Annotated in this window: 14 protein-coding genes and 1 tRNA gene; 7 read left to right on the plus strand and 8 right to left on the minus strand. The window is 32.3% G+C overall.

Annotated elements, in window-relative coordinates; all coding sequences use genetic code 11:
• Positions 1–184: 184 nt before the first annotated feature.
• Both V6624_RS08060 and V6624_RS08065 read left to right on the plus strand, forming a co-directional pair.
• Positions 185–2,995 carry a TonB-dependent receptor gene (locus tag V6624_RS08060; RefSeq protein ID WP_338841512.1) on the plus strand — a complete coding sequence of 937 codons (2,811 nt, stop codon included), beginning with the start codon at positions 185–187 and terminating at the stop codon, positions 2,993–2,995.
• Between the two features lie 74 nt (positions 2,996–3,069).
• Positions 3,070–4,128, plus strand: coding sequence for a phytase (locus tag V6624_RS08065; RefSeq protein ID WP_111288475.1), 1,059 nt, complete (start codon positions 3,070–3,072; stop codon positions 4,126–4,128).
• Positions 4,129–4,252: 124 nt separating this feature from the next.
• Here V6624_RS08065 and pckA read toward each other — a convergent pair whose 3' ends face one another.
• Both pckA and V6624_RS08075 read right to left on the minus strand, forming a co-directional pair.
• Positions 4,253–5,857 carry a phosphoenolpyruvate carboxykinase (ATP) gene (gene pckA / locus V6624_RS08070; protein ID WP_111288477.1) on the minus strand — a complete coding sequence of 535 codons (1,605 nt, stop codon included), beginning with the start codon at positions 5,855–5,857 and terminating at the stop codon, positions 4,253–4,255.
• 302 nt (positions 5,858–6,159) lie between these two features.
• A complete protein-coding gene (locus tag V6624_RS08075; protein WP_111288479.1) occupies positions 6,160–6,546 on the minus strand; it encodes a DUF423 domain-containing protein in 387 nt (128 codons plus the stop codon).
• A gap of 187 nt (positions 6,547–6,733) precedes the next feature.
• On the opposite strand from V6624_RS08075, the gene V6624_RS08080 reads away from it, so the two are divergent.
• Positions 6,734–8,098, plus strand: coding sequence for a saccharopine dehydrogenase family protein (locus tag V6624_RS08080; RefSeq protein WP_111288481.1), 1,365 nt, complete (start codon positions 6,734–6,736; stop codon positions 8,096–8,098).
• A 197-nt stretch (positions 8,099–8,295) separates the two neighbouring features.
• Here the strand turns inward: V6624_RS08080 and V6624_RS08085 are convergent, their stop codons facing one another.
• The 6 genes from V6624_RS08085 to V6624_RS08110 form a co-directional block, all read right to left on the minus strand.
• Positions 8,296–9,507, minus strand: a complete 1,212-nt coding sequence (locus tag V6624_RS08085) for a M56 family metallopeptidase (RefSeq protein ID WP_239455696.1) — start codon at positions 9,505–9,507, stop codon at positions 8,296–8,298.
• A gap of 59 nt (positions 9,508–9,566) precedes the next feature.
• Positions 9,567–10,769: a M56 family metallopeptidase gene (locus V6624_RS08090; RefSeq protein ID WP_111288483.1), complete on the minus strand. Its 1,203-nt coding sequence runs from the start codon at positions 10,767–10,769 to the stop codon at positions 9,567–9,569.
• The gene (locus V6624_RS08095; protein WP_111288485.1) at positions 10,766–11,140 is read right to left on the minus strand and encodes a BlaI/MecI/CopY family transcriptional regulator; all 375 of its coding nucleotides are present in this window, start codon (positions 11,138–11,140) and stop codon (positions 10,766–10,768) included. The genes V6624_RS08090 and V6624_RS08095 overlap by 4 nt, the downstream gene beginning before the upstream one ends.
• On the minus strand, positions 11,137–12,099 hold the full coding sequence (locus V6624_RS08100) for a DUF6624 domain-containing protein (RefSeq protein ID WP_338841514.1): 963 nt from the start codon (positions 12,097–12,099) through the stop codon (positions 11,137–11,139). Before V6624_RS08100 ends, V6624_RS08095 begins: the two co-directional genes overlap by 4 nt.
• Before the next feature lie 19 nt (positions 12,100–12,118).
• Positions 12,119–12,550 (minus strand): hypothetical protein, encoded by a 432-nt coding sequence (locus V6624_RS08105; protein ID WP_111288489.1) that lies wholly within the window; start codon positions 12,548–12,550, stop codon positions 12,119–12,121.
• A gap of 680 nt (positions 12,551–13,230) precedes the next feature.
• Positions 13,231–14,619, minus strand: a complete 1,389-nt coding sequence (locus tag V6624_RS08110; protein ID WP_111288491.1) for a dipeptidase — start codon at positions 14,617–14,619, stop codon at positions 13,231–13,233.
• A gap of 110 nt (positions 14,620–14,729) precedes the next feature.
• Between V6624_RS08110 and V6624_RS08115 the strand changes: the two genes are divergently transcribed.
• The 4 genes from V6624_RS08115 (at position 14,730) to V6624_RS08130 (ending at position 17,071) form a co-directional block, all read left to right on the plus strand.
• Positions 14,730–14,811, plus strand: a tRNA-Leu gene (locus V6624_RS08115).
• Positions 14,812–15,302: 491 nt separating this feature from the next.
• Positions 15,303–15,602 (plus strand): hypothetical protein, encoded by a 300-nt coding sequence (locus V6624_RS08120; RefSeq protein ID WP_111288494.1) that lies wholly within the window; start codon positions 15,303–15,305, stop codon positions 15,600–15,602.
• 214 nt (positions 15,603–15,816) lie between these two features.
• Complete coding sequence (locus V6624_RS08125) at positions 15,817–16,719, plus strand: sensor histidine kinase (protein WP_111288496.1); 903 nt, start codon at positions 15,817–15,819, stop codon at positions 16,717–16,719.
• An 82-nt stretch (positions 16,720–16,801) separates the two neighbouring features.
• Positions 16,802–17,071 carry an STAS-like domain-containing protein gene (locus tag V6624_RS08130; RefSeq protein ID WP_111288498.1) on the plus strand — a complete coding sequence of 90 codons (270 nt, stop codon included), beginning with the start codon at positions 16,802–16,804 and terminating at the stop codon, positions 17,069–17,071.
• Positions 17,072–17,083: the final 12 nt, after the last annotated feature.

Genomic DNA, 17,083 nt, shown 5'->3' on the forward strand with positions numbered 1-17,083 from the left:
ACAACCAAAATATCATTTTTCTTTTTACTGGGAATCAATTATTTGATGCTTCTCATGTTATTTAAAGATTAATAAATCTTAACACATTGGGATTAATCATAACACTATGTTAATTTTTTTTCAAGGGTTTAGTAATAATAGGGTTCTAGCTTCGCAACCAAAATAAAAACCAAACACACACACAATGAAAAAATTCTATTTATTAACTGCATTCTTTTTATTCGCCTTTACAGGTTTTGCTCAGAAGGCGATTATATCTGGAAAGATATTAGACGCCGATGACAAACTGCCTCTTCCTGGAGCAATGGTTCAAATTGTAGGCGAGAAAAAATACACCGTTTCAGACTACAACGGTCGTTTCGAATTATTAAACATTAATGAAGGAACGTATCAAGTTGAAGTAAAATATATTGGATATACTTCTTTAACTCAAGAAATAAAAGTGGAGCAAGGAAAAAACAACGTAATTGATTTTTCTCTTAAAGCTTCTGAAAATGAACTGAAAGAGGTTATTGTTGGAGATATCTTAAAAGGTCAGGCAAAAGCGCTGAATCAACAAAAAAATAACAAAAACATCGGAAACGTAATTTCTTCAGATCAAATGGGACGTTTTCCTGATGCTAACGTTGGAGATGCTTTAAAACGTGTTCCAGGTATCACAATGCAGAATGATCAAGGTGAAGCGCGTAACATTATTATTAGAGGTTTAGCTCCATCTTTGAACTCTGTAACTTTAAATGGTGACCGTATTCCGTCTGCTGAAGGAGATAATAGAAACGTACAAATGGACTTAATTCCATCTGATATGATTTCTACAATCGAAGTAAACAAAACGCTTACATCAGACATGGATGCTGACGCAATTGGAGGTTCTGTAAACTTAATTACAAGAGCAACTCCAAACGGAGAAAGAATTTCTGCAACTCTTGCAGGAGGTTATTTGCCAATTCGCGATCACGCTTCTTACACAGCTGGTTTTGTTTATGGTAACCGTTTTGCAAATGATAAATTAGGAGTTGTTTTCAGCGGATCTTACAACAATGTTGATTACGGTTCTGATAACATCGAAAACGAATGGGTAAAAGATGATTTTGGAAATGAATATCTACAAGCTTCAGAAATCAGAAAATATGATGTACAACGTATCCGTCGTAGTGCGTCTGTTGCTTTAGATTATAAATTTAATGACAACAATACGATTTTTGCAAATGCAATCTACAACTGGAGAGATGATAGAGAAAACCGTTTCAGAACTACTTACGATGATATTGAGCCACTTTATAATGGTGAAGAAATTGTTGGTTTTGAAGGCCGTGTAAAACGTCAGACAAAAGGTGGTTTAGACAATAGTAGAAACAAAAACAGAAGATTAGAGGATCAAAGAGTTCAAAACTACTCTATTCGCGGAGAGCATTTAATCAATTCTACATTAGATTTAGATTGGTCTGCTAACTATGCAAAAGCTAGAGAATACCGTCCAGGTGAGCGTTATATCGAATACCGTCAAAAAGGTTTAGAAATGTTCCAAGATTTATCAGATATCAGATTTCCTTTAATGACAACTGTTGGAGAATCTGTTGATGAATTTACATTTGATTCTGTTACTGAAAATACAGATGAAACAAGCGAAAGCGAATTTGGTGCTAAAGTAAACATCCGTTTCCCTTTCTCTGTAATTGCAGGTGAAAAAGGAAGATTGAGAACAGGTCTTAGACTTCGTTTAAAAGAAAAAGAAAGAAACAATATGTTCTATTCTTATACTCCAATTAACGACGACATGGAATTATTATCGCAAGTTCCAACATCTTATTATGATGGAAACGGATTTAATCCAGGAAGCAAATATATGCCAGGAACTTTCGCTTCGGCTTCTTTCTTAGGAAGTTTAGATTTAAACAATGCTTCTCTATTTGAAAAAGAAGCAGATCCAGCAGAATATTTAGCTGTAAACTATAATGCTAAAGAAAGAATTACTGCTGCTTATGTAAGATGGGATCAAGATTTTAACGATAAACTTTCTATGGTTTTAGGTTTCCGTGTTGAAAATACTCATATTGATTATACAGGAAACCGTGTGTTAGACGAGGAAGAATTAGAAAGTAAAATCAACAATACAAACTCATACACTAATTTATTGCCAAGTATTTCATTCCAATACAACGCAACAAAAGATTTAGTTTTGAGAGCTGCTGCTACAACTGCGTTGGCTAGACCAAACTATTATGCATTGGCTCCTTATGTAAACAATATCGCTGCTGATAAAGAAATTACAGCTGGAAATCCAGATCTTAAAGCTACCTATTCATACAATTATGATTTCATGGCTGAGAACTATTTCAAATCTGTTGGTTTAATTTCTGGAGGTGTTTTCTACAAAAGATTAAATGATTTCATTTACAATTACAGCGATAATCAATATACTGATGCGAAATTTGCTGCAGATTTCCCTAATCAAGTAAACCCAATTCCAGCAGGAGAAAACTGGTCTTTCTTACAATCTAGAAATGGTGAAAATGTTGATGTTTATGGATTTGAGGTTGCATTTCAACGTCAATTAGATTTCTTACCAGGTAAATTCTTAAAAGGTTTTGCTATCTATTTGAACTATACGTACACGCAATCTAAAGCAAAAGGTATTGCTGATGAGGATGGAAACGAAAGAAATGACATCAGTCTTCCAGGTACTACTCCGCACATGTTTAACGGATCTTTATCTTGGGAGAACAAACGTTTCTCTGCAAGAATCTCAACAAACTTTACATCTGATTATTTAGATGAATTAGGTTCTGAGTCTTACAAAGACAGCTACTATGACAAGCAGTTTTTCTTAGATGCAAATGCTTCTTATAAAATTACTCCAAAACTTCGCTTTTTTGCTGAAGCTAATAACTTAACAAACCAACCGTTACGTTACTACCAAGGAGTTGCTGCACATACAAAACAAGCTGAATATTACCAGCCACGTTACAATTTCGGATTGAAATTAGACTTGTAATCTGCACTTTTTTAAAATTCTTAAATTAGACAGAGTTTAGCGCTCTGTCTAATTGCATTAAAATATATAACATAATGAAAAATAAATCTTTAGTTGCTTTTTTACTTTTAAGCTTAGCATTTACAGCTTGCAAAAACGATAAATTAGCGCCAGTTCAGCCAAACGCAGTAAAACCTACAATTGTTACAGAAGCTTTACCTCACGATACAGATGATCCTTCAATTTGGATTAATCCAACTGATGCTTCAAAAAGTATTATTGTTGGAACAGATAAAGACACAGACGGAGGTTTGTATGCTTTTGATTTGAATGGAAAAATCCTTAAAAAATCAATTCCGCTAAAACGTCCAAACAATGTTGATATCGCTTACGGATTAATTATTGACGGAAAAAAAGTAGACGTTGCGGTTACAACTGAACGTGAAGAAAATAAAATCAGAATTTTCAGTTTACCTGATTTAGAACCAATTGATAACGGCGGAATTCCTGTTTTTGATGGAGAAGCGCAACGCGATCCAATGGGAGTTGCTTTATATACACGCCCAAGCGATGGTAAGATTTTTGCTATTGTGGGAAGAAAAACGGGCCCTTCTGGAAGTTATTTATGGCAATATGAACTTTCTGGAAACGGAAAATTTGCTGCAGCAAAAGTGGTTCGTAAATTCGGAACATACAGCGGTAAAAAAGAAATTGAAGCTATTGCTGTAGATAACGAATTAGGTTTCGTGTACTATTGTGATGAACAAGCTGGAATTAGAAAATACAAAGCAGATCCAGCTTTAAACGATAATAAAGAATTGGCTTTCTTTGGTCAGAAAGATTTCAAAGCAGATCACGAAGGAATTGCGATTTACAAAAAAACAGATTCTACAGGATATATTTTAGTATCGAATCAGCAGGCAAATTCTTTTATGGTTTATCCAAGAGAAGGCGCGAAAGGAAATCCGAACAATCATCCATTGTTAGCCGAAGTTCCAACTTCTACAATCGAATGTGACGGTGCTGATGTAACAAGCGTTAACCTTGGTGGACAATACAAAAACGGACTTTTCGTAGCAATGAGTAACGGAATGACTTTCCATTATTATGCTTGGGATTTAATCCAAAAACGCATAGACGAAGCTAAAAAATAAAGTTTCAAGGTTTTCAGTCGCGGTTCAGTGTTCAGTGTCTATTTTTTTTTACTGCGATTGGAAACCAACTAAAAAAAGCTGTTCAGAAATGAACAGCTTTTTTATTTGAATTAAATAATTCCTTTTATTCTGTAATCGGTGCGCCTGCTAAGATTTCAGCATTTGCAAACTCTTCAAATTTGGCAAAATTAGCTTTGAATTTCTGAGCTAATTCTAACGCTTTTTTATCGTATAAATCTTTGTCCTCCCAAGTATTTCTAGGATTTAAAATCTCCTCTGGAACATTCGGACAAGATTGTGGTTTTGCAAGTCCAAATACTTTGTGATCTACATACTCTACGTTGTCTAATTCTCCTTTTAAAGCAGCAGTAATCATTGCACGAGTATATTTCAATTTCATACGGCTTCCAATTCCGTAAGGTCCGCCTGTCCAACCCGTATTGATCAACCAAACTTTTACTCCTGCATCTTTCATTTTTTTGCTTAACATTTCAGCGTAACGCGTTGGATGTAAAGGCATAAATGGAGCTCCAAAACAAGCAGAGAAATTAGGCTGAGGCTCAGTTACACCAGCTTCTGTACCCGCAACTTTTGCAGTATATCCAGAAATAAAGTGGTAAGCAGCCTGACCTGGAGTTAATTTTGAGATTGGAGGCAGAATTCCGAAAGAATCAGCCGTTAAGAAAAATATATTTTTAGGATTGTGTCCAACCAAACCTGGCTGTACATTATCGATATGTGTAATTGGATAACTTACACGAGTGTTTTGAGTGATTGAAACATCATCATAATCAACTTCGTTTGTTCCTTCTTTGAAAACCACATTTTCTAAAAGCGCTCCTTTTTTGATTGCTCTAAAAATGTCTGGTTCGTTCTCTTCTGTTAAGTTGATTACTTTAGCATAACAGCCTCCCTCGAAGTTGAAAACTGTATTTTCGTTTGTCCATCCGTGTTCATCGTCTCCGATTAATTTACGCTCTGGATCTGCTGATAAAGTTGTTTTTCCTGTTCCAGATAATCCGAAGAAAATTGCTGTATCTCCGTCTTCACCAACATTAGCACTACAGTGCATTGGAAGTGTATTTTTGAAAACTGGAAGAATAAAGTTCAAAGCAGAGAAAATTCCTTTTTTCATTTCTCCTGTGTAACCAGTTCCTCCAATTAAAGCGATTTTTTTAGTAAAATCCAAAATCGCAAAATTAGACTGGCGTGTTCCATCTACAGCAGGATCTGCCATAAAACTTGGTGCACAAACAACTGTCCATTCTGGAGTAAAATTAGCTAGTTCCGACTCTTCAGGACGTAAGAACATATTATAGCAAAACAAATTAGACCAAGCCGTTTCTGTTACAACACGAACATTCAATCTATAATTTGAATCAGAACACACATAAGAATCACGAACAAAAACTTCTTTGTCTGATAAAAATGCTGTTACCTTCTTATAAAGCTTTTCAAAAGCCTCAGGTTCAAACGGAATATTTACATTTCCCCACCAAACTTGATCTTTTGTAATATCATCTTTTACGATAAAACGATCTTGTGGAGAACGACCTGTAAATTCACCAGTATTAATTGCTAACGCCCCAGTAGAATTCTCAACACCTTGCCCTGATTGCAAAGTAATTGCATGAAGCTCATCTGCAGATAGTTGATAACGAACTTTTGCATTTTCAATTCCTAATTCTTTTAACGAAATCGATTTCGAGAAAACTGTATTAGTGTCCATAAATTTTAAGTTGTGTGTGATATTTTATTAACGAAGCAAAATTACAGATTAATTTTTATTTCTTTTAAAATACTTAAATTTCACTTTGATTTATACGAAAAAAGAGAAATTTCACTTTAAAAATTACAAAAAGAAAAAAATAACTGCTTGTATTTTGTTTTATTACAACCTTATCAGCGAATTTGTTATATTATTTTTGTTTAACAATAGAAAATACAAAAAAGTCACACAAATAAAGTTATATGTTATTTATGTGACAAAATTAAAGATTAATTCTTAGACAGAATTTTTTTTTCGGGATTTTATGATTTTCTCTTCAAAATCGCAAAGAATAATAGCGCCCAGCCAATAATTAATAGAAAACCACCTATTGGAGTTGCGAATACGATAATTTTAGAATAAAACAAAGTATAGTCTTTTGTGGCTACCAAATAGATTGAACCGCTAAAAAGAACAACTCCAGCAACTATAAAACCATAGATTGTTTTTAGTGTTTTTTCTGCAAGATCTTTTTGAGTAGATAAAAAGAGAAGAAATAAGGCATGATACATTTGGTAACGAACACCAACTTCAAAAGTATTTAATTGATCAACTGAAAGATATTTTTTCAATAAATGAGCACCAAAAGCACCCAAAATAATAGCCAACATACCTATAAAAGCTCCAGTTAGAACGATTTTTCTTTTCATAATATATCTCTTTTGAAATTTGACACAAAAATACTTCAAACGAACCGAAAAACCGCTTTAGTTTTGAGATTATTTAGAACAAAATCAAATTATTTTTTATCAGGATTCAAAAAATAAATTCAATTTTATTTAATTTAGATTGTTATATTTATAACATTTAAATATATTTGTGTTAAATATTTAAAGCATGAGAAACGTTTTAATAATTGGAGCAGGTAGATCTGCATCTTCGCTTATTCGCTATTTATTATCAAAATCCGATGAGGAAAAGCTGCATTTAACCGTAGCCGATCTTTCATTGAATCTTGCGAAAGCAAAGACTCAGAATCATCCTAATGCGACTCCGCTTGCCTTGGATATTTTTAATGCCGACGAAAGAAGAAAAGCTATCGAAAATGCTTCTATAGTAATTTCGATGCTTCCAGCGCATTTGCATATCGAAATTGCAAAAGATTGTTTAGAATTTAAAAAACATCTTGTTACAGCTTCCTATATAAGTGATGCCATGCAAGCTTTAAACGAAGAAGCCATCAAGAACAATCTGATTTTCATGAACGAAATTGGTCTCGATCCTGGAATCGACCACATGAGCGCCATGAAAGTTATTGACGATATTAGATCAAAAGGCGGTAAAATGCTTTTGTTTGAATCTTTCTGTGGCGGACTTGTAGCTCCTGAATCTGACAATAATTTATGGAATTACAAATTTACTTGGGCACCAAGAAACGTTGTCTTAGCAGGACAAGGAGGTGCTGCAAAATTTATTCAGGAAGGAACTTATAAATATATTCCGTACAGTGCTTTATTTAGAAGAACTGAATTTTTGGAAGTTGAAGGTTACGGAAAATTTGAAGCTTATTCGAATCGGGATTCTCTTAAATACCGTTCGGTTTATGGTTTAGATGATGTTCTGACTTTATATAGAGGAACTATTCGAAGAGTTGGTTTTTCACGAGCTTGGAATATGTTTGTACAACTCGGAATGACTGATGATAGTTATGTTATAGAAGATTCTGAAAACATGAGTTATCGTCAATTTATCAATTCTTTTCTTCCGTATCATCCAACAGATTCTGCCGAAATTAAAACCCGATTGATCTTAAAAATCGATCAGGACGATATTATGTGGGATAAACTTTTGGAACTGGATTTATTTAACCCAAACAAAAAAGTAAATCTGCCAAATGCAACTCCTGCGCAAATTTTAGAAAAAATCTTAACCGACAGCTGGGCTTTAGAACCAGATGACAAAGATATGATCGTGATGTATCACAAATTTGGTTATGAATTGAATGGAGAAAAGAAACAAATCGATTCTAAAATGGTTTGTATTGGCGAAGACCAAACTTATACCGCAATGGCAAAAACAGTCGGGCTTCCCGTTGCAATTGCAACATTATTGATTTTAAACAGCAAAATTACAACTCCAGGCGTACAGCTTCCAATAAAAAAAGAAGTTTATGAGCCTATTTTGAAAGAGTTAGAAGAATATGGGGTTATTTTTAATGAGCAAAAAGTGCCTTATTTTGGTTATAATCCAGACTTGTTTTAATCTGGATTACATCTTTATTTTTAGAATTTTTTTTAATTAGTTTTTAATTTTATCCGCTTCTCAAAACAGAAGCGGATTTTTTTTCTTTTTAATAAGGTACAAAGTTGCAAAGGTTCAAAGGAACAGAGTTAGTTTTTTTTAATCTTAAAAACCTTTGTCCCTTTGAACCTTTGCAACTTTGAACCTAAAAAAAAAACTTATTTAGCCGCCTGAACTTTGATTGGCAGACTATACATTACACGAACTGGTTTTCCCTGATCATAAGCCGGAGTCCATTTTGGAGAAAGTTTCAAAACACGAACAGCCTCTTCTCCCGAGCCATAACCCAATTTGTCTCTTAACACTTTAATACCTGTTAAAGAACCATCTGTCTCAATCATAAATTGAACATAGACTTTTCCATTTAGTTTTTGTTTAATAACCTCTTCAGGCATTTTATAATTTTGACCTACAAATTTATAAAACTCAACTATTCCTCCAGGAAACGAAGGCTGTACGCCCACATCTGTCACGTTCTTAAAATCTTTCTCTTTAGCCACTTCTTGTGCTACAGTTTCTGTACTGAAAGCAAACAATAATACGATACAAACTGCAAAAACAGCCAAAACTTTAAATACAGATTTTATAGTAGATTCTTTTTTAGTCATCATAATTAAACGTTTTTTAGTTATTAAATAATTAATATTACTTGCCAATGCAACAGTATTTTTCTGTGAAACAAAATCCAGCAATAAATTCTGGTAATTTTTTATTTCTCCAAATTGTTTATTTACTGCTTCATCAGCCAAAAATTCATGATTGAGTTTGATTGCTTTTTCAAACAAAACAAATAAAGGATTGAACCAAAACACAATTTGCAAAACCTCAACAAAAAGAATATCCAAAGTATGTTTCTGATTTAAATGTGCTTTTTCGTGAGCAATTAATTCTGATGGGATTTTTCCGTTTTTAAAGTCTTTTTCATTAATAAAAATAGCGTTCCAAAAAGAATGCGGCAGAATTGATTCTTTCATCAAAACAACTCTTTCGCCTTTTATAAACTCAATTTTATTCTTCTTCATTTTTATATAAAAAGAAGAGACATTAATAGCAAATCGAACAAACAAAATCAAAACAATAACACCATAAACCACGCTTAATAAAAATGTTAGAATTTCACTTAAAGAGATTTCATTTAGCAATGATTTATTGGTTACAATCATAATTTCATCCAATTGAACTGCTCTAATTTTCGTTGAAAAAAGCGGTTCAATAGAAAACAATTGCAACGGAATAATCAAACTAAAAATCAAACTCGCAAGAAGATAGACACGATTAAAGCGAAACATTTTTTCGTTTTCCAACAGTAATTTATATACCGCAAAAAATACAATAAGCAGTAAACCTGATTTTAAAAGATATGTTATCATTTTTTATTTTTTTTGATATTTCAGAATCGATTATTTACGTTTTTAAGAATGTTTTATTCTCAAGGATTTTGTGGTCTTCTAAACATTGTAGTATCAAACTGAATATTTTGATAACCATAAGATTTTCTTCGTTCTTTTGCTCTTCCTTCACTTTCACTAATTATAGTACTCACCTCAGAACCAGATTCTTGTTTAGTGCTTAAAGTTTCATTCTCTTTTAGATCCTGCGTTTTTTTTGAAGCAACTGCTGGCTGAGACGAAACTTTGGTTTTCTTCTTGTCTGTTGACTTAGCAGATTTTTCCTTTACAGCCACGTCTTGTTTTTTATCTTTTGAAATAACTGTTTTCTCATCAAAAGAATTTTTACTTGTGCTGTTTTTCGCTTCTGTTTTCACTTCTTGCGCAACTGTTTTTATGCATAACAGCAACATTAAAATCGTGACTAGAGGCACTACAGCAATTTTCTTTAAAAACGCTGTATTTTTTGATGTTCTTTTTTTCATCATTGTTAATCGTTTTTTTGTTACTAAATAATTCAAATTACTGGCCAAGTAAATCGTTTGTTTCTCGCTTCCTTTTGTTAAAAGTAAATTTTGGTAAAACGGAACATTATTATAAGTTTTCACAATTTCCTGATCGGCAAGAAACTCGTGATTGAGCTGTATTGCTTTTTTATAAAACAAAAAGATAGGGTTAAACCAAAAAACAACTTTTAAAAGCTCTATAAAAAGAATATCCAAAGTATGCTTTTGATGCACATGAACCAATTCGTGCGTGTACAATTCGGCTTCAATATTTTGCTTTTTATAATCTTCTAAATTGATAAAAATGTAATGCAAAAAGGTATGTGGCAATATTTTTTCTTTTACCAAAACCAATTTTGAATTCTTAAATTCTACATTTGGAGAATTGCCAATTCTGGAAAAAATCTTCCAAATGTTTCTTCCAAATCTTATTGCCATCAACAGCGTTACGATTGCGTATAAAGTCCATAAAAGAATGGATTTATAATCTACTTTTTCTGCTGTTTGATTAATCGACGTATTTATTGTATGCTGACTAATAGCAACTTGTCTTGAAAAATCTACAGGAATTTCTTTGATAATTTCAAATGAGATAAACGGAATTGCAACGGAAATCACAATTGAAAAAAGCAAAAAGAATCTATTAAACTGATGCATTTTTTCTCGCTCTAATATCAAATGATAAAAAGCTATAAAAACACATAAAGCGACTGTTGATTTTACAATAAAAGCTATCATTTCTTCTTCTTTTGAATTTCTGAATCGATTATTTTTTTAAGATCTTCCAATTCCGAAGCCGACAAATTGGTTTCGGTAGTAAAAAACGAAGCAAATTGCGATGCCGAATTATTAAAGAAATTGCTAATTAACCCTTTAACGTGTTTCGAGAAATAATCTGTTTTTTTCACTAAAGGATAATATTCTCTAGAATTCCCAAATTCGTTATATGCCACAAATTTCTTGTCGATCATTCGTTTTAAGAGCGTTGCAACAGTAGTTGTCGCGGGTTTTGGTTCTGGATAAGCTTCGAGCAAATCCTTCATGAAAGCCTTTTCAAGTTTCCATAAATACTCCATTAACTGTTCTTCTGCGTTTGATAATTGTGTCATTGTTTTATATTTTCGAGTTTTTCCGTTTCTGGCAATTCTTTCTTATAAGTCTCCAAATCCCATTTAATATTAAGTTTAGCCGCATATTCCGCGATAGTGCCAAGTCCAACCTCTGCACGCCTTTTATCTACATTATCTGGATCTATCATTGGCGATATGTACATTTTATTAGTCTTTTTATTCTTTGCCGCCTGACTGCCATAAATTTGCTTTCTTCCTTCTCTCAAAGCTACCCTATCTTCCAAGTATGCCAAATTTCCTGGATCTGCATTGCCATTTTTAGCTGCTTCTCTCATCATAGGTAAATACTTTTGCTGGTATTCTAAATCAGCATGCTGAATAACCAAAAACAAAGTCTTATTTCCTTGACCGCCAACAACATTTTTTCCTAACCAACCTCTTTCGTCCAGTATTTTCATTACCTTAATAAGATTAATACTGTCTTTCTTTCCCATAATTTTACCAATGCTGTCCATTTTCTTCTTATCAGGATTTTGAGCCTTATAAACATTCATAAATTCGCCACGAATTTCTTGATCATCAGCATAAATCTCTGAAAGTTCTTTTTCCAGCACCTTATCGTAATTTGCTCCAATAATATCCAGTTTCTTTTGTAATTTATCAATTGTCTTTTTCCATTCTTTTTCTGAATGAAGAGATTTCAAATCACCATCTATCTGAATATGTGCAATGTTTTCATATCCTTTATCAATAGATAAATTCAACCACTTAAATGCCTTTTTCTTTTCTTTTGCCAAAGACGCAGAACAACCCGCATTGTACAAATCACCATAATCTTTCTGTTCTATTTTAAAGGCTTTTTCATAATTAGCAACAGACAACTTATAATTTTGTGCATTGTAGCAAGAATCGGCTTTTTGAACCCATTCTTTATACGATTGCGCTTGCGCGAAAATACAGTTGATTACAATAAAAAAGAAAGCAAGTAATTTTTTCATGGATTTAATAGTTAATGGTTTATTGTATTTTTTGTTCTGAGATTAATTCTCCTTTTTCATAGTTTTTGATGCTTTTTAACTTTCCGTTATCTGAATAGAATTTCCATTCTCCAAAATAAAACCAATGCGTTTCAACCGAATTCATTTCTAATTTTGTTTTCCCTTTCGATTCTAATTTTCCGTTTTCGTAATAACTTTTTACGAAACAAATTCCGTTTTTATATTTCTCCGTTTTGTAGATTTTCCCATTAATGTACGATTTCCACTTTTTTACAGGAAGATCATTTTTATAATACTCATACGATTTATAATTTGTACCATCTTGCGTATAATCATCAATCCAAACACCTTCTTTTTTCTTGTCAATTTTCTGATTAATCAATTTGCTTTTACAACTCAAAAGCATTGAACCGCAAAACAATAGTAAAATAAGGTTTTTCAAATTCATCATTGCTCTACAATTATAGATTCGTTTCTACAAATGTAGAGTTAAATTTTAAATATGCAAGAAAAAGAGGTCTTTTTTTTAGGTACAAAGGTTCAGAGAGACAAAGTGACAAAGGTTTTTCTACTCTGAACCTCAACAAAAAAAGACGAAAACAAAAAAATCCGCTCATTTCTGAACGGATTTGTATCTAAAAATAATGCTGAAAATTTAAACGCAAAGAACGCAAGGATTTTATTTAAGATCGCGTTTATAAACGCAAAGTTCGCAAAGCTATGTGATTAAGCTTTGCGAACTTCTATAAATCTTATTAAAAAAATCTTAGCGAACTTTGCGTAAACCTTTGCATTCTTTGCGGTTAAAAAAAGCTTAACCGCAAAGAACGCAAGGATTTTATTTAAGATTACGTTTATAAACGCAAAGTTCGCAAAGCTTAATCATATAGCTTTGCGAACTTTTTATAAAATCTTACTTAAAAAATCTTAGTGAACTTTGCGTAAACCTTTGCGTCCTTTGCGGTTAAAAAAGCTTAACCGCAAAGAACGCAAGATTTTTATTTAAGATTACGTTTATAAACGCAAAGTTCGCAAAGCTTAATCATATAGCTTTGCGAACTTTTATAAAATCTTACTTAAAAAATCTTAGCGAACTTTGCGTAAATCTTTGTGTTCTTTGCGTTAAAAAAACTACTTAGAAAGCTCCACAAAATACTTGTAAAACAACGGAATAGTCTCAATACCTTTCAAGTAATTAAAAATTCCGAAATGCTCATTTGGCGAGTGAATTGCATCACTATCCAAACCAAATCCCATTAAGATTGTTTTGCTTTTTAATTCTTTTTCGAATAAAGCCACAATTGGAATACTTCCTCCAGAACGAACTGGAATTGCAGGAACTCCAAACGTTTCTGTATATGCTTTGTTAGCTGCCTGATAACCGATGCTGTCAATTGGCGTTACGTAACCTTGACCACCGTGGTGAGGCGTTACTTTTACCGTAACTCCAGCTGGAGCAATACTTGTAAAATGTTTTGTAAAAAGTTCTGTAATTTCTTCCCATTCCTGATTTGGAACCAAACGCATTGAGATTTTAGCGAAAGCCTTACTCGCAATAACCGTTTTAGCACCTTCGCCAGTATAACCGCCCCAGATTCCGTTTACGTCTAAAGTCGGACGGATTGAGTTTCGTTCGTTGGTTACATACCCTTTTTCACCATAAACATCAGCAATGTTTAAAGCATTTTTATATTTTTCTAAGCTAAAAGGCGCTTTTGCCATTTCGGCTCTTTCTTCTGCAGATAATTCCTGAACTTTATCGTAGAAACCTGGAATTGTAATATGATTGTTTTCGTCGTGAAGCGAAGCAATCATTTTTGCCAAAATATTAATTGGGTTTGCCACAGCTCCACCGTATAAACCTGAATGCAAATCGCGGTTTGGACCTGTAACTTCTACTTCAACATAACTCAAACCTCTTAAACCTGTCGTGATCGATGGCTGTTGGTTTGAAATCATTCCTGTATCTGAAATCAAGATTACGTCGTTTTTCAGTTTTTCCTGATTACGCTCTACGAACCAAGCCAAACTTGCAGAACCAACTTCTTCTTCACCCTCGATCATGAATTTTACGTTACAAGGCAACGTATTGCTTTGCACCATTAACTCAAGCGCTTTTACGTGCATGTACATCTGACCTTTATCGTCACACGCTCCACGCGCGAAGATTGCTCCTTCTGGGTGAATATCTGTAGTTTTAATTACTGGTTCAAAAGGTGGTGAAGTCCATAATTCTAATGGATCTGGCGGTTGTACGTCGTAGTGGCCGTAAACTAAAACCGTTGGAAGATTTGGATCTATAATTTTCTCTCCGTAGATAATTGGGTAACCTGGAGTGTCGCAAGTTTCGACATAATCGCACCCTGCTTTTGATAAACTTTCTTTTACAGCCTCTGCTGTGTCAATAACATCTTGAGAATATGCAGTGTCGGCACTAACCGACGGAATCTTTAATAATTCGATCAATTCATTGATAAACCGATCTTTATGTTGTTGAACGTAGGACTTAATATTTTCCATTTAAATTATTTTTATAGAAACCCAAATGTACAAAAAAGAGAATTAAAAAAAATTTTCAAAAAAGTCTTTGATAATTCAAAAGTATGCCTATCTTTGCACCCACAATTACCGCGGATATGGCGAAATTGGTAGACGTGCCAGACTTAGGATCTGGTGCCGCAAGGCGTGTAGGTTCGAGTCCTATTATCCGCACAAAAAAAAGCTTCTGAATAGATTTTCAGAAGCTTTTTTGTTTTTACTGCATTCTACTTTTTGTTATTAAAGTTGTTGATAAGCAATTTACTATAATATCAATTTATTGTTTTCTATTTCTACTTTTGAAACAGATACAATAATTCATATTTAAAGAATGATAGATGATTTAAAAAAATCATTTGATCAAATAATACACGAAAGAACTACTAGTCGTTTCTATGGATCTTTTATAATTTCATGGTCTTTATGGAATTGGAAAATTATATATCTAACCTTTTTTGTTTCTCAAAATAAAATTGATACAAATAAAATCGATTATATCATCAATAATTTTTCTAACGTTGGAAACATCCTTATTTTTCCATTCCTCTCATCAATATTTATCATTACCATAGTTCCCATTTATAACAAATGGGACATATTGGCTTTCGTTAAAATTTAATAAATGGAGGGTTGACCAAAAAAACATTGTAGACGGAAAGCAATTATTGAGCATTGAACAATCAATAGAATTAAGAGAACAAATTTCTAGACAAGAAGAAAGATTTGCAAAATTAGTTGAAGATAAAAAACTAGAAATAAAACAATTAAATCTAGAATTACAAGAGTATCATAAAAGCAACCCTCTAATTTTAGAAAAAACTCTTAATGATACTGAGAATTCTACAGCAGATGAATTGTTTGTTTTTACTGATCGAATAAAAAACAACCCTAAGGAACTAAAGAATATGAAAATATCATTTCTTATATTCAAAGAGACTATTCTCCAATTGACAAAACAGATGTAACGAAAGTTTGTAACATTGCTAGAATCTTATATTATTATAGACAGGTCAACGGCACATATATAGTAACAGACACTGGAAAAGATTTTATAAGCTTATAAACAACTAAAATAAATTTAACTTAATTAAAAAAATATTTAGATTTTGCTAAATTAACACTAAAAAAATACAATAAAAATCTTAATAAAATTAACTATCTTTGTTTTATTTTTTTTAAATGGATTCATATACAATTTTTATTAAAGATATAGCAAAATCACATAATCAAACTTTACAAGTTTGCGATTTATTAGTAAAACGTTACGAAGAAAATCCTAATACTATACTAATAATTGACTTTTCAAATTGTGAATTTATTTATCCTGATTATGCCATTTTATTACTATGTACAATTAAATATATTGAACACTTAGGCTATACCGTTAGTGGAAATATAAAACTAGATTCAAATAAAAGCATAGTTACATATTTGGCAAAAATGAATTTCTTTGAAAATCTGAATGTCAAACTTCCAATTTCACTGCCAAAATTTAATCATAATAATGCTGTCCAAATACAAAAATATACTTCAGAAAATCAAATCGAAGTATTAAATAGAATCCTTAAAGTTTTAAGAGAAAAAAGCGCTATGCATGACAATGTTTACGCAAGTTTAGATTACTGCTTTAACGAAATTTTAGACAACGTATTAAATCATACAGAGGAAAAAGTAGGATGGGTAGTAGCACAATACTTTCAGAATTTAAATTCAATTAGACTAATTGTCTGCGATTTTGGATTGGGAATACATAAATCTTTAAACCAAAAACACAATTTTACAGAAGAAGAAGCTATAACTAAATGTATTGAAAGTGGAGTTACAAATGGAAAAGGTCAAGGACATGGCTTATTTGCTACCGCTTCTTTTATACGTCTTAATAAAGGATGGCTAAGTTTAATTTCTGGAAAAAAGAAACTTAATGTTAGTGAGAAAAAGACAGTTGTAAAAGATATTCCAAACTGGCAAGGTACTTGTGTTTACATTAGAATAAATACTAATGTCGAAGTTGACTATAAAGAATTTACCAGTCAATTTTATGATTATAAAAAACAAGTTTTTGAAAACTTATTTGAGAATTAATTACTTTTGCGCAAATTAATAACAAAAATTAAACGTACTTATCTATAAAAAAGATATAACTTTACATAACAAATATATTAAAATGACACACACAATCCTTTTTAAAGACATTAGCCCAAGTCTTGGGACAAGAGATTTAGGGGCAAAAATACGTCTTTCTATTATAGACAAAATAGAAACAAACGAGAAAGTATATTTGGATTTTGAAGGAGTTGACGTAGTCACTAACTCTTTTGCAAACGAATGTTTTAGTAAACTAAAAGATAATATTACCCTAGATGTTTTTAGGTCTAAAATTACTTTTTTAAATACAAATGATTTTGTACAAAGAGTGATTATTTCTGCTTTATAAAAAATCTATAAA

Origin of the sequence: Flavobacterium ginsenosidimutans, from assembly GCF_037478105.1 — a bacterium.
Lineage (GTDB): Bacteria > Bacteroidota > Bacteroidia > Flavobacteriales > Flavobacteriaceae > Flavobacterium > Flavobacterium ginsenosidimutans.